Origin of the sequence: Flavihumibacter petaseus NBRC 106054, from assembly GCF_000974785.1 — a bacterium.
Taxonomy (GTDB): domain Bacteria; phylum Bacteroidota; class Bacteroidia; order Chitinophagales; family Chitinophagaceae; genus Flavihumibacter; species Flavihumibacter petaseus.
The window spans coordinates 1,550,431-1,569,899 of the sequence record NZ_BBWV01000001.1 but is presented as its reverse complement, the minus strand read 5'-3'; the positions used below and the strand labels follow the sequence as shown (position 1 = coordinate 1,569,899).

Below are 19,469 nucleotides of genomic sequence, written 5' to 3'. Positions count from 1 at the left end.
CTATGTTACGCTGCTAAGTATCGTATTAAACTGCGGTAGCGCTCAGTTCAATTTGCCTAACGGGTATTCTGACGCCCGTAAGTTTTTCAATAGCTTTTACATATGCTCTTTCTTCCTGGTCACAGAAAGAAACTGCTGTTCCGGAAGCACCGGCCCGACCTGTACGGCCGATACGATGTACATAAGTTTCGGGAACATTTGGAATTTCGAAATTGATTACCCAGGCGAGGTCATCGATATCAATGCCCCTTGCAGCAATATCGGTTGCCACCAACACCCTCAGCTTTCCTTCCTTGAATTGTCCAAGTGCCTGCTGCCGCTGCCCCTGTGACTTGTCACCATGAATAGCTGCTGCAGTAATACCTGTCTTCTTGAGGAATTTCGCCACCTTATCTGCACCGTACTTTGTCCGGGTAAAGATCAGCACCGGGTTAATTGATTTATCTTTCAACAACTCCAGCAACAGATTTCTTTTCTCCTCTTTCGACACATGAAAAATTACCTGATCGATGGTTTCTGCAGTTGATGACACCGGTGCCACTGCTACTTGTTGCGGCTTATACAAAATTGAATCGGCGAGCTGACGGATCTCTGCTGGCATGGTGGCAGAGAAGAACAAAGACTGCCTTTTCGCAGGCAGCATTTTCAGCACCTTTCTTACATCGTGTACAAATCCCATGTCAAGCATCCTGTCTGCTTCATCAAGAACAAAGTATCGCAGCTTATCGAGCCGGATCTCACCCTGGGCAGCCAGGTCCAGTAACCTGCCCGGCGTTGCGATCAGAATATCAATTCCTTTCCGCAGTGCCTGTACCTGGGGTACTGCTGACACACCACCAAAAATAGTCATGCTGCTGAACTGCAGATACTTTCCGTAAACCCGGAAACTTTCTTCTACCTGAATAGCCAACTCTCTCGTGGGCGTTAATACCAACACCTGAATTCCGTTATTGCGGATTCCTGCTTCCCGGTCTGCCTGCAACAATTGCAACAGTGGAATCGCGAAACCAGCTGTCTTGCCTGTACCTGTCTGGGCACAAGCCAATAAATCCTTTCCCTGTAATACTACGGGGATCGCTTTTTCCTGGATGGGGGTAGGCTGTGAATATCCTGTATCGGTCAAAGCCTTAAGAATCGGCTCTATGACCGCTAAATCTGAAAATATCAAACCTTAAGTTTTAATTGAAATCGCCGTCCAAACGAAAACTGCAAATCAGTATAACACCACGGACGGACATAAAAAATTGAATTGCAAAGCTATCTCAATTTTGCATAATATCCCTGTTAAAACAAAGATATACTTATAACTGCTTGATAATTAAAATATTAGTTATCCAATTAGCCCGGCAGCACGACTGATCTCCAACATCCTGTCAATCGGCTTTTTGGCAGCGAGCCTGAGTTGCTCCTCCATCAGGATCTCAGGTGCCTCGTATTCCATGCATAAATACAGCTTCTCGAGCGTATTGAGCTTCATGTGGGGACAATCATTGCACGCGCAACTATTGTCCGGTGGCGCGGGTATAAAATGCTTTTCCGGGCTGGCCTTCTGCATCTGGTGCAAAATGCCTGTTTCAGTTGCCACAATATATTCCGAACCATTGTCCTGCTGGGTATATTTCAGCAGTTGAGTTGTGCTCCCGATGTAATCCGCCATCCGCAACAGCGGATCTTCACATTCAGGGTGTGCGATCAGTTTGGCATTGGGGTGCCGGGTTTTCAGTTTGGTAATTTTCTCCAGGCTGAAAATCTCATGAACCATACAGGCACCGTTCCACAACAACATATTGCGCCCGGTTTTCTTATTCAGGTAAGCGCCAAGATTCTTGTCTGGTGCAAAGAGGATGGGCTGATCAACCGGAATGCTTTCAATTATTTTTTCCGCATTGCTGCTCGTACAAATAATATCACTTAAAGCTTTAATATCTGCCGTGCAATTGATGTAAGACACAACGAGGTGATCCGGATGCTTCTCCTTAAACTTCCTGAAAAGATCTGCGGGCGCAGAATCAGCCAGTGAACAACCCGCTTTCAGGTCTGGCAGCAAAACCTTTTTCGAAGGATTCAGGATTTTCGCAGTTTCTGCCATAAAATGCACACCGGCAAAAACAATAATATCCGCCTGGGTTTTCTCGGCCTGCTGTGCAAGACCAAGACTATCCCCAATATAATCGGCCACGTCCTGGATATCCGGCTCCTGGTAATAGTGCGCCAGCACAATGGCATTTTTTTCTTTTTTCAACCGCTCGATCTCGGCAAATACATCCATGGTCGGGTCAATCCCGAGATCCAGGAAACCTTTTTTTTCCAAATTGATCTTCGCTTCAGCTATGTTGATATCGCTCATAATAAATACTATAATACATTATTTTATAAAATACCTATTACTATTAGGGCTGTGGATATGGGGATAAGAAATTTATTATAGCTTGGAAATATCAAAATTAGCAGCTTATGAACAGTAATCCACATAAATTCCCCATTCAAAATACTGTGCCCTTGCGGAACTGCCTTGTTTTTCAACAGCTGTGGAATAGTCATTCACTGTAAAACAATTCCAGGCTCCCTATGTTGATTGGCCGTTAAAAAAGGAGGGGTTTTACCTACCCCCCTGATCGCTTTACCCATCCTCCGGTACTTTTCCTAAAATTACAGACAGTCGGCGGAGGTGGTAAACGGGGTTTATCCACGAAAAAACACGATCATCCACACCGGATGTTAAAACAGGTTCCACGGAAAGAAAAACGCATCCCACATATTGCCTGAAATGCTGATTTGTACTGTATTTCAGGCCTTTTCCACAATTTGTTCATATGGCGTTTTTCCTTATTTTCGCTTCTCATTTTTTGAAAAACCCTATAATATAATAATCAACTAGCATCATGTCGATCATTCAGAACATCAGGGAGAAGGCAGCATGGCTCGTATTTGGCATCATTGCGCTGAGTCTTGTCGGATTCCTGTTAATGGACGCATTCGTAGGAAAAAGCGGCCATGGACTTTTCAGCGGTAACAGAGACAAAATCGGATCTATCAATGGTGAAGACCTCGACTATAAAACTTATCAGACACGTGTCAACCAGACTGAAGAGCAATATAAGCAGAGTGGTTACCCGATGAATGAAATGATGCGTCAGACCGTGCAGGAGCAGGTATGGAATCAATTCGTTGAAGAAAACGTGCTGAAAGAGCAATATCGTAAACTCGGTCTCGCGGTGACACCAAAAGAACTGGATGATATCCTGTTCGGTGCCAACCCGCCGCAGGATCTCCGCCAGCAATTCACTACAAAAGATGGCATATATGATGCTAACGCAGCAAGAGCAGCCATTGCGAATCTGAGAAAACAAAACAGCCCGATGGCTGAAAATTTCGGCAATGTCTACCTGCCGTTCCTCATGGACAACAGGTTGCGTGAAAAATATATTTCGCTTGTCAGCAACACTTACTATGTGCCCAGATGGATGGCTGAAAAGCAAAATGCCGACAACACCGAAATTGCTGCCGTAAACTTTGTAGCCATTCCTTATGCCACCGTGAGTGACAGCATTGCGGAGGTTAAAGTAACCGATGGTGATATCCAGCAATACATGGATAAAAACAAAGACCAGTTCAAGCAGGATGCCAGCAGAAGCATCAGTTACGTTAGTTTCAGTGCTGCACCGAGTGCAGCTGATACAGCAGCGACCAAAGCAGCTGTGGAAAACCTGCACAGTGAATTTTCCGCAACCAATGATCCGGCTGCTTTCCTCGTACGCAACAGCAGTGAAGTAAAATTCACGAAAGGCTATGTGCTGAAATCAAAACTGCAGGTACCCAACGCCGATACCATCCGTAATCTTCCTGAAGGCGGCACTTTCGGTCCCTACCTGGACGGTGGCAATTTTGTGATTGCAAAAATGATCTCCAAAAGGAATATGCCAGACAGTGTGAAGGCACGCCATATCCTGATCAATCCCCAGACTCCGGACAGCATTGCCAAAGTGCGTATTGACAGCATTGAGCAGGCGATCCGTGGCGGCGCTGATTTTGCAGCACTTGCCCTGAAATACAGTGATGACCAGGGCAGCAAGGAAAAAGGTGGTGAATATGACTGGAGCTCACTTCAGTTCAGCAACCTGGCTCCGGAATATGCAGAGATGATTTTCTACGGCAACGTGGGCGATAAAAAAATCGTAAAAACAGATTTCGGCTACCATTATATAGAAATCCTCAGCCAGAAGAATTTTGAGCCCGCTTACCAGGTAGCTTACCTGAGCCGTGCGATCAACCCCAGCGTTGAAACGGAGAATACGGCCAGCGGCGCTGCTAACCAGTTCGCCGGCGAGAACCGCAATGCAAAAGCATTTGACGAGGCTGTATCCAAACTAAAGCTGAACAAACTGCAGGCAGCTGACATCAAACCCAACGATATTAACATTACCGGACTGGGTGCAAACCGTCAGCTTGTTCGCTGGATCAACGAAGCCAAAGTTGGTGATGTTTCCGAGCCGTTCTCCATCGACGACAAATATGTTGTAGCAATGGTAACGGAGATCAATAAAGAAGGTGTGATGTCAGCGTCAAAAGCAAGACCACAAGTGGAGTTCCTGCTGCGCAATGAAAAGAAAGCGGCTATGATCACCAAAAAAATCGGAAATGCAACAACGCTGGATGCCATTGCGACTGCTAACCAGACTGCAGTACAACGTGCTGATACCATCCGTTTCGCGGCACCGTTTGTTCCGGGTGTAGGACAAGAGCAAAAAGTTGTCGGTGCTTCCTTCGACAAAGCCAATTCGGCTAAGATTTCTGCACCGATCGCGGGAAATATGGGCGTTTTCGTGATCAAAACTGATAATGTGAGTGCATTGCCTGACGGTGGTGTAAATATTGAAGATCAGCGAAAGGCGATGATGCTGCAGGTGCGCCAGATGGCGGGATACCGTTCTGTAGAAGCGCTGAAGAAGAACGCAGATGTTAAAGACGAAAGGGGAAAATTACTCTGAGTATCAGAGCATTCCCACCAGATACAGAAAGGGCGGTTTCCAACGGGAACCGCTTTTTTCTTTTTTGGTTAACTTTACCCGCGCATAACTGTTATCTAAAAAAAAGCAAATGGCAGATATCCTGGTGAATAAAGTGGCAGAAAGCGGGTTGATCACCCTGGACCTGGAAGCATATCTGCCTGTCGGCAACATTGTCACTTTCGATCTCAAGCCCTATCTGTTCATGGAGCTTATTCTGAAGGAGAAGGATTTCCGTGAAGCACTGAAAGGAGTGGATTGGGAGGTTTACAAAGGTGTACCTGTTGCCGTGACCTGCACTGCTGATGCTATCATCCCCGTATGGGCCTACATGCTGGTGGCCAGTTACCTTGAGCCATTTGCCATCGATGTATATCTCGGAACAGCGGATGAAATGCATAAACAGCTTTTCCTGGCGGCACTGCGCCAGATCGATCCCCAGCAGTTTGCTGATAAAAGGGTAGTGGTAAAAGGTTGCGGAGAAACGCCCATCGGTGATTTTGCTTACCTGGAGATCACCCGGCTGCTCCGGCCGGTCGCCAAAACCATTATGTATGGTGAACCCTGCAGTACGGTTCCGGTATACAAAAAGCGTTAGTAGTCGGTTTTGATGCTGGAGTCGAAAGGTATTTTAAACTGGTACCCGACTTTTTCATCTGTGGTGTCATCCAGCACATCAAGGCCATAACGCAGGTTGCGTGGATCTTCGTAGGCAAATGTTCCAAAGAGCCGGTCCCACAAAGAAAATATGTTGCTGTAGTTGGTGTCTGTCAGCGGGCGTTGATAGTGGTGATGGGCCTTGTGCATATTGGGACTGACAAAGATCCAGCTGATGGGCCGGTCGATCGCCGGCGGAACCCGGATGTTGGCATGGTTGAAATGTGTGAAGAGTGCTGCACAGCTTCTGTAAAGAAAATACAATCCCACCGGAACGCCGATCAGCAGGATCCCGATGATCGTACTGGTTTCGCGGAACAGCCATTCTCCCGGGTGATGGCGGGTGCCGGTGGTTACATCCACCTTGGTGTCACTGTGATGAACCATGTGAAATTTCCACATGAATTTGATGTGATGCATCAGCCAGTGCGGCAGGTATTGTCCGAAGAAATCCATGAACAGCATGCCGATCAGCCAGCTCCAGATGGTGGGTAAACCCAGCCAGTACAGCAGGCCGAATTGATGCGCCTCAACAAAGAGGCAGACTTTGATCGTCACCAATCCGAAGATCAGGTTCAGTGCCAGGGTGGTACCCAGAAAAATCAGGTTGACGCCGGCATGTTTCCACCTTTTAAAAGAGAAACGGAATAACGGATAGTAGCCTTCCAGGAGCCAGAAAAAAATCATTCCGCCCATCAGGATGAGGATACGGTCTCCTGATGAAATGTGTGACCAGTATGCCGTGAATTTATCCATGCTCAGTAAGTTAGGAAAATTCGGGAGGATTACCGGTAAATGTGGAATTACAGGTAGCGCATCGATAAGCGATGCTGAGTTCAGCCGGCGGATTGCCTAAAAAGCGGCGGAATACCTGTACCCATTTTCGACGATCCTCCTTAACGGTAATGATCTTTTCAATAGTGGTGGCGCCGCATTTGGGGCACTGCACCGTCCGCAGGTATTCGTTTTCAGTGATTTCGAGCAGTTCGATTGCCCTGCCCCAGTCTGCTTCGCTGACCATCAGTTTCATACCACCGATGGCCGGGCTGAGCAGGGGATCAATTGTTACTGTGTATTCGTCGCGTAGATAACAATTGATATGATGATCCTTCAGCAAATTGAGCTGGAGATTTGCTTCTATGTAATTGTCATATGTTCTGACCACACGGAACTCCATGCAAACGCAGCATCAGATCAGGCATTCAGCATCAGTGGCATCACCAGCATCAGCAGTTCTTCGTTTTCATCTGCCTCAGTGGGTTTGATCAGTCCCGCTTTTGTTGGGGTGGACAACTCCATGCGAACTTCATCACTTTCGGCAGCATGCAGCATTTCAATCAGGAAACGTGCATTGAAAGCAATGGAAAGATCTTCTCCATCGTACTGGCATTTCATTCTTTCTGTTCCTTCGAAGCTGAAGTCGATATCCTGGGCAGCCAGTTGCAGTTCACTGCCGGAAATGGTCAGTACTACCTGGTTGGTGCTTTTGTTACTGAAAACGCTCACCCTTCTGAGTGCGCCCTGGAAATCAGCTTTACCCACCAGCATTTTGTACGGGTTGTCAGCCGGGATCACCACTTTATAATCGGGGAAGCGGGCATCGATCAGGCGGCAACTCATCTGTGCATTGCCGTGGGTTACAAACAGGTGGTTGCTGTTGTAACTAACGGTGATCGTGTCGTCGTTATCCGGAAGCGCAGACTTCAGGATATTCAGGGGTTTTTTGGGAACGATGAAATTATCTGACTTGGGACATTTTACATCTGTGCGCTTGTAGCGTACCAGGCGATGGGCATCGGTGGCCACGAACTGGATATAGTTTTTATCGAGTTCAAAGAATACACCAGTCATCGCGGGACGAAGATCATCACTGCTTACGGCAAAGAGGGTCTTGTTGATGCCGGTTACCAGTGCGCTGCTGGTCATTTCAAAAGAAGTGGTATCATCAGCTGCCGGTTCCTTGGGGAAATTATCGGGGTTTTCACCCATCACCTTATACTTACCATTATCGCTGGTGATCTCGATACCGAAGTTCTTGTCAATATTGAAAGTCAGCGGCTGGTCAGGGATATTCTTGAGGGAATCGATCAGGATCTTGGCGGGAATACATACCCTGCCGCTGTCTTTCGCTTCTATGTCCATCTGGACGCGCATCACAGTTTCCAGGTCGGTGGCAACAACATTCAGTTTGTTTTTGTCGATTTCGAAAAGAAAGTCTTCCAGAATCGGCAGCACAGTATTGGCGTTGATAACACCACTGATCTGCTGCAATTGCTTCAATAAGGCCGAAGAGGAAACGATGAACTTCATAAAGCGGTAAAACAGTTAAGAATGGGACGAAACTAATGCTTTTGCTGCAAATTTGCAGCATGCTGAGATCAAAGCAGTTGACACCCGATCAGGCGCTGCAAAAAGCCCGTCATTATTGCGCGTACCAGGAGCGTTGCCACCAGGAACTGCGGCAAAAGCTGTATGAATACGGCTTACGCCAGGCAGAAGTAGAAAATGCGATAGCCACCCTGATCGACGAGGATTACCTCAATGAGGAGCGATTTGCCCTCCAGTTTGCCGGCGGCAAATTCCGGATGAAATCATGGGGGTATAACCGAATTACCCGTGAGCTGCAGCAAAGGCAGATCAGCGACTATTGCATCCGGAAAGCCATCCAGGCGATTTCACCCGAAGACTACCGGAAAACACTGGAAAAAATAACCCGGTCAAAATGGGAGCAGCTGGCCGGCGAGCAGCCGCTGGTTCGTATCAAAAAAGTACAGGATTATTTGTTGTATAAAGGGTTCGACTGGAGCGAGATCCGTGAGATTATTGCCAGGACGCAGGATCAGGCTTCTGTTGATTGATTACCTTCGGGTATGTCGAATTTATTGGTAACCACTATCCAGGCAGACCTGGCCTGGGAAGATAAACCAACCAATCTGCGGCGGTTGGAGGCGGCGATTGAAGGTACTCCCGGGAAAAAAGAAGTTGTTATCCTGCCGGAAATGTTTTCCACCGGTTTCAGTATGCATGCCCCCGAGCTTTCAGAGACTATGGATGGCCCAACGGTGGAATGGATGCGCCAGACGGCAGCTGCCCACCACATTATCCTGACCGGAAGCCTGATCATCCGGGAAGGCGACCATTTTTTCAACCGGCTGATATGGATGTTACCGACAGGAACGCTGGGTTATTATGATAAGCGCCATTTGTTCGGATTTGCCGGAGAAGATCAGCATTATTCGCCCGGCAGGAACCGGTTTATTGCCTCCGTAAAGGGTTGGCGGATCAATCTACAGATCTGTTATGACCTGCGGTTCCCCGTCTGGGCGCGCCAGCAATCGACCAAGGAAAGACCGGAATATGATATCCTGGTTTATGTGGCCAACTGGCCGGAGCGCCGCAACCATGCCTGGAAGACCCTGCTGACGGCGCGGGCGATAGAAAATCAATGTTTTGTAGTGGGGGTTAACCGCGTAGGAACCGATGGAAATGGCATTTACCATAGTGGCAACAGCATGGTGGTCAGTCCCATGGGCGAAACACTTTATCACCACGAGCACGAGCCGCAAAGCAACACGATACTTCTCGAAAACTACCAGTTGGACGAATGCCGCTCCAGGTTGCCCTTTCTAAGGGACGCAGATCCGTTTACCCTTTTAAACGATCCCGCATGAATCAGGTCCATATCGTCAACGGACAAATATTTACGGGCGAGCATTGGTTGAATTCAGTGACCCTTACCACGCAGAACGGCGTCATTCAACAGTTCAGCACTGAGCAGCCCGGCAGCCAGCATCCGGTTACCACTATTGATCTTGATGGCGGTAAACTTGTTCCGGCGTTCATCGACATTCAATTGTACGGTGGAGATGGAAAACTATTCGGCGAGCTTCCTTCCGTGGAAGCGCTTCAGGCCACTGTAACCAGTGCAAGAAGGGGTGGTGCGGCGATGATCCTGCCCACGGTTGCGACGAATGATAATGCTGTAGCTTTAGCAGCGATCAAAGCGGTGCGCGACTATTGGGCCGGTGGCGGTGCAGGTGTGGTCGGGCTGCACCTGGAAGGTCCCTTCCTGAACCGCGAAAAACGCGGTGCCCATGATCTGCAATTCCTGCAACAACCTTCGGTTGAGGCGATAGGCGCGCTGCTGGATGGGAATATCGATGTGGTGAAAATAATGACCATCGCACCGGAATGTTTTGGTGGCGAGGTACTGGATTTTTTGAAAAGTAAAGGCATATTGCTTTCAGCCGGGCACAGTAATATCACCTATGAGGCAGCCATGGCTCATTTCAATGCCGGGATTCCGCTGGTCACCCATTTGTACAATGCAATGTCCGGTCTTCAGCACCGGGCACCGGGACTTGTTGGCGCAGCCATGGATCATGGAAGCGTCATGGCCAGTATCGTTGCCGACGGATACCATGTTGATGCAGCTGCTATACGCATTGCAAAAAAGATTATGGGGCAAAGACTCTTCCTTATAACGGATGCCGTAACCGAAAACAAGACCGGTAGTTATCGCCATGAACTGGTTGGTGACCGGTATTGCCTGCCTGACGGAACACTGTCAGGGTCGGCGTTGTCCATGCACAAGGCGGTGCAGTTTTGCATTCAACAGGTAGGTATAAACGAAGATGAAGCACTTCGCATGGCGGCACTCTACCCGGCACGCGCGCTTGGAATGGATCATCTATGGGGGAAGATCGCCGATGGATACCAGTCCACCTGTTGCGTGCTGGATGCGGGCGGTGGTTGCAGGCTGGTGACTTTGCCCTAAGGCGTTTTGGGCTGATGTTTTTCAATGAGCTCCCGCACGAGTTCCACTTTACCATCCCGGTTCGTGATGAACATGTCACGGGTGGTCCTGACCTCCAAATCCGGTAGTACGCCCCGTCCGTCTTTCGGGCGGTTCTTATCAATTACCAACCGGAATTTTGGTAACCGGAAGCGCACGCCTGTTTCCGGTAACGTCACGTTGGGGATGAACCAGGCAGTATTGCCATAGGCAGCGCCTCCCGTTTCTTCACCGATCAGCATGACGTTGGACTGTCCTTTCATTGCCTGGGCAAACAATACCGCAGCCGAAAAAGAATTCGGACCCATCAGGACGTATACGTTTCCATCAAAATGATCTTTTCGTCTCGGTTTAAATTTATGCCGCTCGTAATATCCAAAATGATACCGGCCATTCTTATCGCGGTGGGTGATGATGGAAAGAAACAAGCCGGAGAACGAACGGTATTGAATATACTTGCCGTATTTGCTTTTCCTGGAGACGGCATACAGGGAGTCGGCCAGCTTAAATTTCTGGTCAATCAGCAGCCGGGTCAGAAAGGTGGAATGGTTTACATTACCACCGCCATTGCCCCGTATGTCAATGACGAGGTGACGGATATTCAGTTTATTCAACTCATGGAAACTGTTGCGGAAAAAAGGATGCAGCTGGTTGCCGTTGTTGAACGTATTCACCGTCATGTAAGCGGTGGATAAGCCGGTATCGATCTGGATGGATCGTGCTGCGAAAAGGCGCTCTTCTTTTCTTTCCCTTCGTTTCAGTTTTTCTTTGATCTGCGGAATTACATTCCGTTTGGTGCTGTCTTTTTTGGGTGGTTCCATCAGCCGGAATGCCAATAGTTTTTCCTGCTGCGTACTATCGAGATAACCCAGTGTATAGGCGGGTTGAAATCCCTCGACCAGCCTGATCCATGCGCCGAATGCACCGCGGTTGCTGAGTGCCTGACGCAGGTACGATGCATTGTAACCATCATTGGGAATGAATTTACTGAGGCTGTCTGTGAAATTGTTGATAGGGATACCATTCAGGGAAGTAAGCATGGTTCCGCGCGGGAGTACCTGGTTGGCTCTTTGGAGGTTATTGCTTAGCAACACGGTATCGTTTTCAAGGATCTTGATCGACAGCGGAAAATAATTCAGGTTGGCTGTGTCGAGGTAATGAAGGTATTTTTTCGAGAATCGTGTACTGGTATGTCCGCACCTGATTTTAGAGATAACATAAGTGAGGATTGCGCGAAATTGTCTTTCATTCAGGGAGTCAGCAAGCTGCCGGTAGCCCCAGTCGAAATACCAGGCCATGCTATCGGGAGAGGTGTACCAGGTAACACTTGGGTGAGATTCTTCCAGGATGTTGCGGAACAGTGTATAGTCACGCTGCAATTCTGCCGGAGCATATTTCCTGGCGGGATCAAAGGCCGTTCGGTTGCTGGCGCAGCTGCAGACAAAGAGGACCAGCAGCAGCAGCCACATGAACGGACGGTTGACGGTTCTCAATAGCAACATCCTATAAAGATAAGTGCTACTGTTCTTTAAATGCGTTCCATCCCTGGGCAGTGATCCTGAACTGATTACCACCCTTTGTATAAATATGACAACCTTTTTCGGGTTCTGTCATATAGCCGATCACACTGATCTGTTCGTTCAGCACGATTTTATCATGGTCTTCCTGGCGGATGGTAAACAACAGTTCATAATCTTCACCGCCGCTCAAAGCACAGGCTGTCGGGTCCAGTCCGAATTTGAAGGCTGCCTGCCTGGCGTCTTCATGAACAGGAAGCTTTTCTTCGTAAATGATACAACCGAGTGCACTTTTTGACGTGATATGCAACAGTTCTGAGCTAAGGCCGTCGCTGATATCCATCATGGAAGTGGGTAGAAACTGCTGTAGTTCAAAAAACCGGATTATGTCCTGCCTTGCCTCCGGTTTCAACAGACGTCCTACCACATACTGTTCATTTTCGAGATCCGGCTGAACTGCAGGATGTTCCAGAAAGATTTTCTTTTCCCTTTCCAGCAACGTGAGACCGAGAAATGCACCACCAAGATCGCCACTTACGCAGATCAGGTCTCCCTTCCGTGCACCGGAGCGCTGCACAAAACTGCCGGGTGCTACTTCACCGAGTGCGGTAACGCTGATGACAAACCCTGTGCGGGAAGTGCAGGTGTCACCGCCGATCAGGTCTACCTGATAGCGTTCGCAGGCTGCATACACCCCTTCATAAAATTCATCCAGTGCTTCCACACTGAATTTATTGCTGACGGCGATGCTCATGGTGATCTGCGTTGGTGTGGCGTTCATGGCATAAATGTCGCTCAGGTTGACCACAACACTTTTATAACCCAGGTGCTTGAGTGGGGTGTACATCAGGTCAAAGTGAACGCCTTCCACCAGCATGTCGGTGCTCACGACGGTCTGCCGGCCGAAATGATCAACAATGGCTGCGTCATCTCCAACTCCGAGTATCGAAGACGCGTTCTGGAATTCAATATTGGCGGTGAGGTGGTCGATAAGGCCAAACTCTCCGAGGGAGGAAATTTCTGTTCTGCTATCCATTGTGACTTATTTTTCTGTTTCGCCGTTGATCCAGCGAAGCATTTCAGTATGTATGTGGCCGTTAGTTGCCAGCAGGTGCGGCTGGTAGGGGCTATAAGGGGCACCTTTAAAATCAGTTACGTTGCCCCCGGCTTCCAGCACCATCAGGAATCCCGCTGAGCTATCCCAGGGTTGTAACAGGTGTTCGTAGAATCCATCGAAACGACCGGATGCCACCCAGCAAAGATCGATCGCTGCGGAACCCAGTCTTCTCACGGGAACGCCGCTGCGTATAAAGCGTTCGAAGCAATCAAGCGGTCCGTTGGGCGAATCAAGGTAAGTATAGGGGAAACCGGTTACGAGGCAACTGGAAATGACCTCCCGCTTATTGCTGACAGCGATGGGGGCGTCATTCAGAAAGGCGCCTTTGCCGGCTTCTGCAAAAAAGAATTCTCCCATGAGGGGATTATAAACAGCACCCATCAGCATTTTGCCGTCTTTTTCCACGCCGATGCTTACGCAACAGATGGGAATGCCATTGGCAAAATTGACGGTTCCGTCGATCGGATCGATGATCCATTTGAAATTGGAACCCGTAGCATGTTCACCGCTTTCTTCCGTGAGGAGATAGTGATCCGGAAAAGCCGCACGAATAACTTCGATGATTGCTTTTTCTGCAGCATGATCCGCTTCTGTGACAAGGTTGTTTATGCCTTCCTTGTTGGAAATGCTCAGGTCTTTTCTGTTGAAAAAAGACTTTAAAACCGCAGCTCCCGCATTCGTCGCATTTAAAAGCGTTTCTTTGATCATGCCGCAAAGCTAAATAAATTCGATTCATGCTCCTGTCCGTTATCATTGTCAATTATAATGTTGCGCCATATCTCGAGCAATGCCTGCTGACTGTTCAGCGTGCAGGTGAAGGAATAGAAATGGAAGTATTGGTGGTGGATAACGGATCGGAAGATGACAGTATGGAATACCTTCCTTTACGGTTTCCTGCTGTGCGGTTTGTGCAGAACAGCCATAATGCCGGATTCGGGCATGCCAATAACCAGGCCCTGGCCCTGTCGAGGGGTAAATACCTGCTGTTGCTGAATCCGGATACGCTTTTACCGGCTACCGGTATCAGGGAGTTGCTTCAGTTCCTCGCTGATCATCCGGATGCAGGAGGCGTGGGGATGTATATGGCGGATGGCAAAGGAAATTTCCTGGCTGAATCAAAACGGGGCTTTCCGGATCCGCTCACTTCCCTGTTTAAACTGAGCGGACTTACCCGGTTGTTTCCGCGACATCCCCGGATCAACCGGTATTACCTGGGCGATACGGATCCCAGGTTGCTGCAGCAGGCGCCGGTATTGAGCGGCGCGTTCATGGCATTTTCCAGGGCGGTGTATGAAAAGACAGGAGGCTTTGATGAACGGTTTTTTCTTTACGGGGAAGATATCGATCTCAGCTGGCGGATTCAATTGCAAGGCAGGAAGAATTATTACCTGCCGCAACCGGGTCTGATACATTTTAAGGGAGAAAGTGCCGTATCCAGCCCGCGGAGCAGGAAGCACTTTTACCAGGCAATGGTGCTTTTTGCACAGAAGTATTTTCCCCGAAGTGCCTGGTTTACGCGGATGTCGCTTTACCCGGTGATCTTTTTTTCCGGTAACAGGAAGAAAGGTCAGCAGTTGACGGGACATTTATCGGGTACCTGCTGGCTTGAAGGGGATCTTGCCGTCATGGAAGAATTGCCGCAACTCCTTCCGGATACCTGGGAGCCGGCAGATGACCGCAGGGCAGCCCGGCACCTGGTTGTAGCGTTGGGAACCGGTTATGGGGTAGAAGATTTTTTATCGGCTGGTCCGTATGTACACGAATATGTGTGGATCTGTCAGCAGGGTACCCGTTACCTGATCGGCGGCAGTGGCCATCCTGCAGATACCGCCAATCACATTAAGTTAAAAAACCCGGTAGTAGTATCCCCATAATTGCGATATTGGTAACCTATTGAGTATTTTTGCCTTTTACCTAAAGCACAAGACACAGCATGGCGCTGATTGAAATTTCATTGCCCAAAACGATTGCGAAGGCATTGCGTCTGCCGGCAAGTTCTCCACGCCGGCAGCAACTCAAGGTGTTGAAGAAACTGTTGAAGAAAGCCCGCTTTACCGAGTTTGGCCAGCGTTATCGTTTTGACGAGATCATGCTGAGCCGTCATCCGGGTAAGAAATTTCAGCAACTCGTTCCCACTTATAACTATAATTCCATTTATAAAGAATGGTGGCATAAGACCCTCGAGGGAAAGCCGGATATCTGCTGGCCCGGCAAGATCAAATATTACGCGCTGTCATCCGGTACTTCCGAATCAGCCAGCAAATACATTCCCATCACCGAAGACCTGCTGAAAGGCAACCGCGTGGTGATGATCAAGCAGTTGCTTTCCCTGCGTCATTATGATGGCATTCATTACAGCAATATTGGCAAGGGATGGCTCATGCTGGGCGGAAGCACGCAACTTCAGAAAGGCCGCGGCTACTATGCCGGCGACCTCAGCGGTATCACGGCTAAAAAAGTTCCCTTCTGGTTTACTCCGTTTTACAAGCCCGGCAAGAAGATCGCGAAAATGACCGACTGGAACGACAAGCTGGATGAGATCGTTGAGCAGGCGCCGAACTGGGATATCAGTTTTGTGGTGGGTGTACCGGCCTGGATCCAGATGTGTATGGAAAAGATCATCGAAAGGTATAAGCTGAAAAGTATTCACGATATCTGGCCGAACCTTTCTTTTTTTGTACATGGAGGTGTTTCCTTCGAACCCTATAAGAAAGGGTTTGAGAAACTGCTTGCAAAGCCGCTGACATATATAGAGACCTACCTGGCATCGGAAGGATTCATCGCCTACCAGGACCGGCAGTATGCCAAGGGCATGAAGTTGTCCATCAACGACCATATATTTTTTGAATTTGTTCCGTTTGATGATGAAAACTTCGATGCAGAAGGCAATATGCTGCCCTCTGCGGAACCCTGTATGATCCATGAAGTGGAGGAAGGGCGTGACTATGCGATCCTCATCAGCACTTCTGCGGGTGCCTGGCGTTACCTGATCGGCGATACGGTTCGCTTTACGGATGTTGATCGCTGTGAAGTGATTATCACCGGCAGAACAAAACATTTTCTCAGCCTTGTGGGAGAGCACCTCAGTGTGGATAACATGAACCGTGCCCTTCAGCTGGCGTCAGAAGAAATGAATGTTTCCGTTCCGGAATTTACGGTTGCCGGGATTCCCCATGGAACTTTCTTTGCGCATCAGTGGTATGTTGCCTCTGACGATCATGTTGATGCTGACCAGTTGTGCAGTAAGATCGATCAGCACCTGAAGGTGCTCAATGATGATTATGCAGTGGAAAGAACCAGCGCATTGAAAGAAGTAAAACTTCAGGTGCTGCCGGAACATATTTTTATGGATTTCCTCGCTTCCAAAGGAAAGGTCGGTGGCCAGCACAAATTCCCCCGCGTACTGAAAGGCAATATGCTGCAGGACTGGCAGACGTTTATAAACAACAAAATATGATCACTATTCGTTTGGCTGAAGTTGAAGATGCTCCCGCAGCTGCCTATTTGTTTGACCAGTATCGTCAGTTCTACTACCAGAAGTCCAACCTCCAGGGTGCAACGGATTTTCTGACGGATCGCCTGAAGGCAAAGGAATCTGCATTGCTGATCGCCGTAGAAGAAGGTGAGCTGAAAGGGTTTTGCCAGCTCTATCCTATTTTTTCTTCCGTTTCCATGCGCCGGGCCTGGCTGTTGAACGATCTCTTTGTGGCGGAAGCCAGCCGCGGTAAAGGCATCGCTTCCAGGCTGCTGGATGCAGCCGTTTCCATGGCAACCGATCAGGGTGCGGGCTGGCTGCTGTTGCAAACAGCCCCGGACAATATTCCCGCCCAGGCCTTATACGAAAAGAAAGGCTGGTTAAAGGAAAACGACCTGTTCTACCGGTTCGATATTAAATGATATCAGAACCAGCCTCGTTTTTTGAACAGCCATAACATATAAATAGGAATCGCCAGCATCAGGGCTACGGCAATGAAAAAGCCGTAATCATTATGCAGATAGGGGATCTTGTCGAAGTTCATTCCAAAAATTCCACCAATTACTGTTGCCGGCGCCATGAGACAGGTCACAATGGCCATCACCTTCATGACCTCGTTCATTTTCAGGTTCACATTATTGATGTACAGGTCCTGCATGTTGATCATGATATCGCGATAGTTTTCGCTGAGATCATAGGCCTGCATGATGTGGTCGTAGATATCTTTGAAGTATTTGGTGGTGCGGTCATCCAGCAAATCGCTCTCGCTGCGGATAATGCCGTTGATCAGGTCCCTTACCGGCGCAATATTCCGTTTCAGCACGATTTGCTCCTTCCGGAGCGCGCTTATCCTGGCCAGTGCGCGGTTATTGCTGTTGCGGATCACCTGTTCTTCCAGGTCCTCTATTCTTGCACCGAGCTTTTCCATCACGATGAAGTAATTGTCCACAATGAGATCAAGCATGGCATAGCAGAGGTAGTCCGCAGTGCGCTGCCGGATTTTGGAGGTGGACAGTTTCAGCTTGTCCCTGATTGGATTAAAAACATCCCGTGAGGCGTCTTCCTGGAAGCTGATGACGAAGTCCTTTCCCAGCACAATACTGATCTGTTCCTGTTCTACGGTGCCTTTTGCATCGTTGAAGTAAAGCATGTTCAGCAGGCAGAACAATACACCTTCCACCTCATCCATCTTAGGCCGTTGGTTGATGCTCAGTATATCTTCTATCAGCAGGGGGTGGATGCCAAACTGATTGCAGACAGCTTCCACATCGGCTTTTCTGAGGCCGTCAACATTGATCCAGCTGATGCGGTTGCTGTGCCGGAAGCGGAAACAGGGTTCAACCTTGTCACAATCGTGCACTTCGAGGTGCTGGGCGTCATAGTCATAGACGAATGCCCTGACCTCACCTGCTTCTTCCCGATGGGGTGGAATGGTAGGATTAACGTTTAAAATCTCTTTGGTCCGATTGGTGCCGAAAAGGTTTTTTAATCCCAGGTATCTCAGGTAACGCTTGCCCTGGCGGGTAATAGTCCTGTCTATTGATTTCTGGATCATGACAATATGAAATTATTGAAATCTTGCCATGAGCTGGTAATCATTATTTTTATGCCCGCAGACCAACTATGACAGAAGCAATTTGGAAAGGATTGGCATTGGGCAGTTTTCTTGCTATATCGGTCGGACCTGTCATTTTCACTATTATCAAACAAAGTCTCAACAACGGGAAAGAAGGCGGATTGAGTTTTGTTGCCGGCGTCTGGGTCAGCGACATCCTGCTGGTGTTTCTCAGTAATGCTTTTTCGGAGTGGGTATCGGCCCTTCTTGCCTATAAAAAGACCATCGGCTATGTGGGTAGTGTGTTCCTTATTGTGCTGGGGGTTTATTATGTATTCTGGAAGAAAGTGAAGCTGTCGATGGAAAAGCAGGGAGAAGAGCAGCGTTTCCGGAAGCGGGATGTGGCTAAGATCTTTACTTCCGGCTTTCTGATCAATACCCTGAACCCCAGCGTTATACTGTTCTGGCTGGTGAATGCTACGGCATTTTCCATCACCCACAGCCTGACTGACCGGATCATTATTTTTTCAGTGTGTATAGCCGTGAATATTGTGGCGGATGTGCTGAAGGTGCTGATGGCCGAAAAATTAAGAAAAAAGCTTACGCTCCATAACCTGTCTGTTATTAACAAGATATCGGGACTTATCCTGATTGGTTTTGGCTTTGCGCTTTTCTGGGGGGTGGCTTTTTTATCGGATAAAGTTTAAAACAACAACATGCGTAAGTCCATTAGCCTGGTGATTTTCCTGGCCCTGTGTATGACGGCATTCGCGCAAACGAATACCATGAGTGATTATATCGCGCTGAAAAAGAAAAATGGCCGCCACGTGGGGGTATATTTTCCGGGGAGTCCCATCGGCTTTCTGCATGTTTCCGGGCAACGTATCGACGGATATGTTGATGCAGTGAGGAATGATTCCGTGTTTATACGGCAATGGAATATTCAGTCTTATATCACGACACTGGGTACTTCAAAAGTTGACACGGTGGGATACTATATCCACAAACTCCATTATACTGAAATCAGAAGCATATATCCGGACAAAAAGGAAAGCTGGAAATTTGTAAAAAACGGCAGCATTTTCATGATCGGTGGCGCCGGCTATGCGCTGTTGAATGTGATCAATGGCGCTTATCTCGATGAGCCCCTCAGTGACCCGGATAATATGAAGTCGCTCGGTATTGCGCTGGGCGTGGCGGCAGGCGGTTTTGTGTTGAACCGGATTTATCACAAAAAGGAAAAAGAAGGGAAAAAATATGTGATCACCTATGTGAAGATGACTACCCCGCAGTGATGGTCAAATTATCTATATTGCGGACGCCTAAAACGTCAACATCCTAAGTGAA

The 19,469-nt window shown here is 48.5% G+C and carries 19 protein-coding genes; 10 read left to right on the top strand and 9 right to left on the bottom strand.

Annotated features, from left to right (window positions below):
- Positions 1-25: 25 nt before the first annotated feature.
- On the bottom strand, positions 26-1,168 hold the full coding sequence (locus FPE01S_RS06560; RefSeq protein WP_046367988.1) for a DEAD/DEAH box helicase: 1,143 nt from the start codon (positions 1,166-1,168) through the stop codon (positions 26-28).
- Between the two features lie 162 nt (positions 1,169-1,330).
- Positions 1,331-2,347: a quinolinate synthase NadA gene (gene nadA / locus FPE01S_RS06555; RefSeq protein ID WP_046367987.1), complete on the bottom strand. Its 1,017-nt coding sequence runs from the start codon at positions 2,345-2,347 to the stop codon at positions 1,331-1,333.
- Positions 2,348-2,882: 535 nt separating this feature from the next.
- Here nadA and FPE01S_RS06550 point away from each other — a divergent pair.
- Positions 2,883-4,988 carry a peptidylprolyl isomerase gene (locus tag FPE01S_RS06550; protein ID WP_046367986.1) on the top strand — a complete coding sequence of 702 codons (2,106 nt, stop codon included), beginning with the start codon at positions 2,883-2,885 and terminating at the stop codon, positions 4,986-4,988.
- Positions 4,989-5,097: 109 nt separating this feature from the next.
- A complete protein-coding gene (locus FPE01S_RS06545) occupies positions 5,098-5,604 on the top strand; it encodes a DUF2480 family protein (RefSeq protein WP_046367985.1) in 507 nt (168 codons plus the stop codon).
- Here the strand turns inward: FPE01S_RS06545 and FPE01S_RS06540 are convergent.
- From FPE01S_RS06540 to dnaN, 3 genes are read right to left on the bottom strand one after another with little or no spacing between them, the layout of a single operon-like run.
- Positions 5,601-6,419 (bottom strand): sterol desaturase family protein, encoded by an 819-nt coding sequence (locus FPE01S_RS06540; protein ID WP_046367984.1) that lies wholly within the window; start codon positions 6,417-6,419, stop codon positions 5,601-5,603. The genes FPE01S_RS06545 and FPE01S_RS06540 overlap by 4 nt on opposite strands.
- A 10-nt stretch (positions 6,420-6,429) precedes the next feature.
- Entirely contained in the window at positions 6,430-6,840 is a 411-nt protein-coding gene (locus FPE01S_RS24665; RefSeq protein ID WP_052955554.1) for a putative signal transducing protein, read from the bottom strand.
- A gap of 17 nt (positions 6,841-6,857) precedes the next feature.
- Positions 6,858-7,973 carry a DNA polymerase III subunit beta gene (gene dnaN / locus FPE01S_RS06530; protein WP_046367983.1) on the bottom strand — a complete coding sequence of 372 codons (1,116 nt, stop codon included), beginning with the start codon at positions 7,971-7,973 and terminating at the stop codon, positions 6,858-6,860.
- A 59-nt stretch (positions 7,974-8,032) separates the two neighbouring features.
- On the opposite strand from dnaN, the gene FPE01S_RS06525 reads away from it, so the two are divergent.
- From FPE01S_RS06525 to nagA, 3 genes are read left to right on the top strand one after another with little or no spacing between them, the layout of a single operon-like run.
- Positions 8,033-8,521, top strand: coding sequence for a regulatory protein RecX (locus tag FPE01S_RS06525; RefSeq protein ID WP_046367982.1), 489 nt, complete (start codon positions 8,033-8,035; stop codon positions 8,519-8,521).
- A gap of 12 nt (positions 8,522-8,533) precedes the next feature.
- Positions 8,534-9,334, top strand: a complete 801-nt coding sequence (locus tag FPE01S_RS06520; protein WP_046367981.1) for an amidohydrolase — start codon at positions 8,534-8,536, stop codon at positions 9,332-9,334.
- Complete coding sequence (gene nagA / locus FPE01S_RS06515; protein WP_046367980.1) at positions 9,331-10,440, top strand: N-acetylglucosamine-6-phosphate deacetylase; 1,110 nt, start codon at positions 9,331-9,333, stop codon at positions 10,438-10,440. The genes FPE01S_RS06520 and nagA overlap by 4 nt, the downstream gene beginning before the upstream one ends.
- Here the strand turns inward: nagA and FPE01S_RS06510 are convergent.
- From FPE01S_RS06510 to FPE01S_RS06500, 3 genes are read right to left on the bottom strand one after another with little or no spacing between them, the layout of a single operon-like run.
- Positions 10,437-11,960: a S41 family peptidase gene (locus tag FPE01S_RS06510; protein ID WP_052955553.1), complete on the bottom strand. Its 1,524-nt coding sequence runs from the start codon at positions 11,958-11,960 to the stop codon at positions 10,437-10,439. The two genes, nagA and FPE01S_RS06510, sit on opposite strands and share 4 nt — an antisense overlap.
- Positions 11,961-11,976: 16 nt before the next feature.
- Positions 11,977-13,011: a thiamine-phosphate kinase gene (thiL, locus tag FPE01S_RS06505; protein WP_046367979.1), complete on the bottom strand. Its 1,035-nt coding sequence runs from the start codon at positions 13,009-13,011 to the stop codon at positions 11,977-11,979.
- Positions 13,012-13,017: 6 nt separating this feature from the next.
- On the bottom strand, positions 13,018-13,800 hold the full coding sequence (locus FPE01S_RS06500; protein ID WP_046367978.1) for an inositol monophosphatase family protein: 783 nt from the start codon (positions 13,798-13,800) through the stop codon (positions 13,018-13,020).
- 26 nt (positions 13,801-13,826) lie between these two features.
- Here FPE01S_RS06500 and FPE01S_RS06495 point away from each other — a divergent pair, with 26 nt between their 5' ends.
- The 3 genes from FPE01S_RS06495 to FPE01S_RS06485 are packed head-to-tail and all read left to right on the top strand — an operon-like array spanning position 13,827 to position 16,989.
- The gene (locus tag FPE01S_RS06495) at positions 13,827-14,966 is read left to right on the top strand and encodes a glycosyltransferase family 2 protein (protein WP_052955552.1); all 1,140 of its coding nucleotides are present in this window, start codon (positions 13,827-13,829) and stop codon (positions 14,964-14,966) included.
- A 59-nt stretch (positions 14,967-15,025) separates the two neighbouring features.
- Positions 15,026-16,549 (top strand): GH3 family acyl-acid amido synthetase, encoded by a 1,524-nt coding sequence (locus tag FPE01S_RS06490; protein ID WP_046367977.1) that lies wholly within the window; start codon positions 15,026-15,028, stop codon positions 16,547-16,549.
- Positions 16,546-16,989: a GNAT family N-acetyltransferase gene (locus tag FPE01S_RS06485; RefSeq protein ID WP_157473910.1), complete on the top strand. Its 444-nt coding sequence runs from the start codon at positions 16,546-16,548 to the stop codon at positions 16,987-16,989. Before FPE01S_RS06490 ends, FPE01S_RS06485 begins: the two co-directional genes overlap by 4 nt.
- Positions 16,990-16,991: 2 nt before the next feature.
- Here the strand turns inward: FPE01S_RS06485 and corA are convergent, their stop codons facing one another.
- Positions 16,992-18,122, bottom strand: a complete 1,131-nt coding sequence (corA, locus tag FPE01S_RS06480) for a magnesium/cobalt transporter CorA (protein WP_046367976.1) — start codon at positions 18,120-18,122, stop codon at positions 16,992-16,994.
- Between the two features lie 68 nt (positions 18,123-18,190).
- Between corA and FPE01S_RS06475 the strand changes: the two genes are divergently transcribed.
- Entirely contained in the window at positions 18,191-18,829 is a 639-nt protein-coding gene (locus tag FPE01S_RS06475) for a LysE family translocator (RefSeq protein WP_046367975.1), read from the top strand.
- 9 nt (positions 18,830-18,838) lie between these two features.
- Positions 18,839-19,417: a hypothetical protein gene (locus tag FPE01S_RS06470; RefSeq protein WP_046367974.1), complete on the top strand. Its 579-nt coding sequence runs from the start codon at positions 18,839-18,841 to the stop codon at positions 19,415-19,417.
- Positions 19,418-19,469: the final 52 nt, after the last annotated feature.

What these genes read in the sequence shown, in the direction of transcription:
- nagA (WP_046367980.1), top strand. Translation starts at nt 9,331, where the DNA reads ATGAATCAGGTCCATATCGTCAACGGACAAATATTTACGGGCGAGCAT.
- FPE01S_RS06495 (WP_052955552.1), top strand. Translation starts at nt 13,827, where the DNA reads ATGCTCCTGTCCGTTATCATTGTCAATTATAATGTTGCGCCATATCTC.
- FPE01S_RS06520 (WP_046367981.1), top strand. Translation starts at nt 8,534, where the DNA reads ATGTCGAATTTATTGGTAACCACTATCCAGGCAGACCTGGCCTGGGAA.
- FPE01S_RS06490 (WP_046367977.1), top strand. Translation starts at nt 15,026, where the DNA reads ATGGCGCTGATTGAAATTTCATTGCCCAAAACGATTGCGAAGGCATTG.
- corA (WP_046367976.1), bottom strand. Translation starts at nt 18,122, where the DNA reads ATGATCCAGAAATCAATAGACAGGACTATTACCCGCCAGGGCAAGCGT.
- thiL (WP_046367979.1), bottom strand. Translation starts at nt 13,011, where the DNA reads ATGGATAGCAGAACAGAAATTTCCTCCCTCGGAGAGTTTGGCCTTATC.
- FPE01S_RS06500 (WP_046367978.1), bottom strand. Translation starts at nt 13,800, where the DNA reads ATGATCAAAGAAACGCTTTTAAATGCGACGAATGCGGGAGCTGCGGTT.
- dnaN (WP_046367983.1), bottom strand. Translation starts at nt 7,973, where the DNA reads ATGAAGTTCATCGTTTCCTCTTCGGCCTTATTGAAGCAATTGCAGCAG.
- FPE01S_RS06525 (WP_046367982.1), top strand. Translation starts at nt 8,033, where the DNA reads ATGCTGAGATCAAAGCAGTTGACACCCGATCAGGCGCTGCAAAAAGCC.
- FPE01S_RS06485 (WP_157473910.1), top strand. Translation starts at nt 16,546, where the DNA reads ATGATCACTATTCGTTTGGCTGAAGTTGAAGATGCTCCCGCAGCTGCC.
- FPE01S_RS06550 (WP_046367986.1), top strand. Translation starts at nt 2,883, where the DNA reads ATGTCGATCATTCAGAACATCAGGGAGAAGGCAGCATGGCTCGTATTT.
- FPE01S_RS06540 (WP_046367984.1), bottom strand. Translation starts at nt 6,419, where the DNA reads ATGGATAAATTCACGGCATACTGGTCACACATTTCATCAGGAGACCGT.
- FPE01S_RS06470 (WP_046367974.1), top strand. Translation starts at nt 18,839, where the DNA reads ATGCGTAAGTCCATTAGCCTGGTGATTTTCCTGGCCCTGTGTATGACG.
- FPE01S_RS06545 (WP_046367985.1), top strand. Translation starts at nt 5,098, where the DNA reads ATGGCAGATATCCTGGTGAATAAAGTGGCAGAAAGCGGGTTGATCACC.
- nadA (WP_046367987.1), bottom strand. Translation starts at nt 2,347, where the DNA reads ATGAGCGATATCAACATAGCTGAAGCGAAGATCAATTTGGAAAAAAAA.
- FPE01S_RS06510 (WP_052955553.1), bottom strand. Translation starts at nt 11,960, where the DNA reads ATGTTGCTATTGAGAACCGTCAACCGTCCGTTCATGTGGCTGCTGCTG.
- FPE01S_RS24665 (WP_052955554.1), bottom strand. Translation starts at nt 6,840, where the DNA reads ATGGAGTTCCGTGTGGTCAGAACATATGACAATTACATAGAAGCAAAT.
- FPE01S_RS06475 (WP_046367975.1), top strand. Translation starts at nt 18,191, where the DNA reads ATGACAGAAGCAATTTGGAAAGGATTGGCATTGGGCAGTTTTCTTGCT.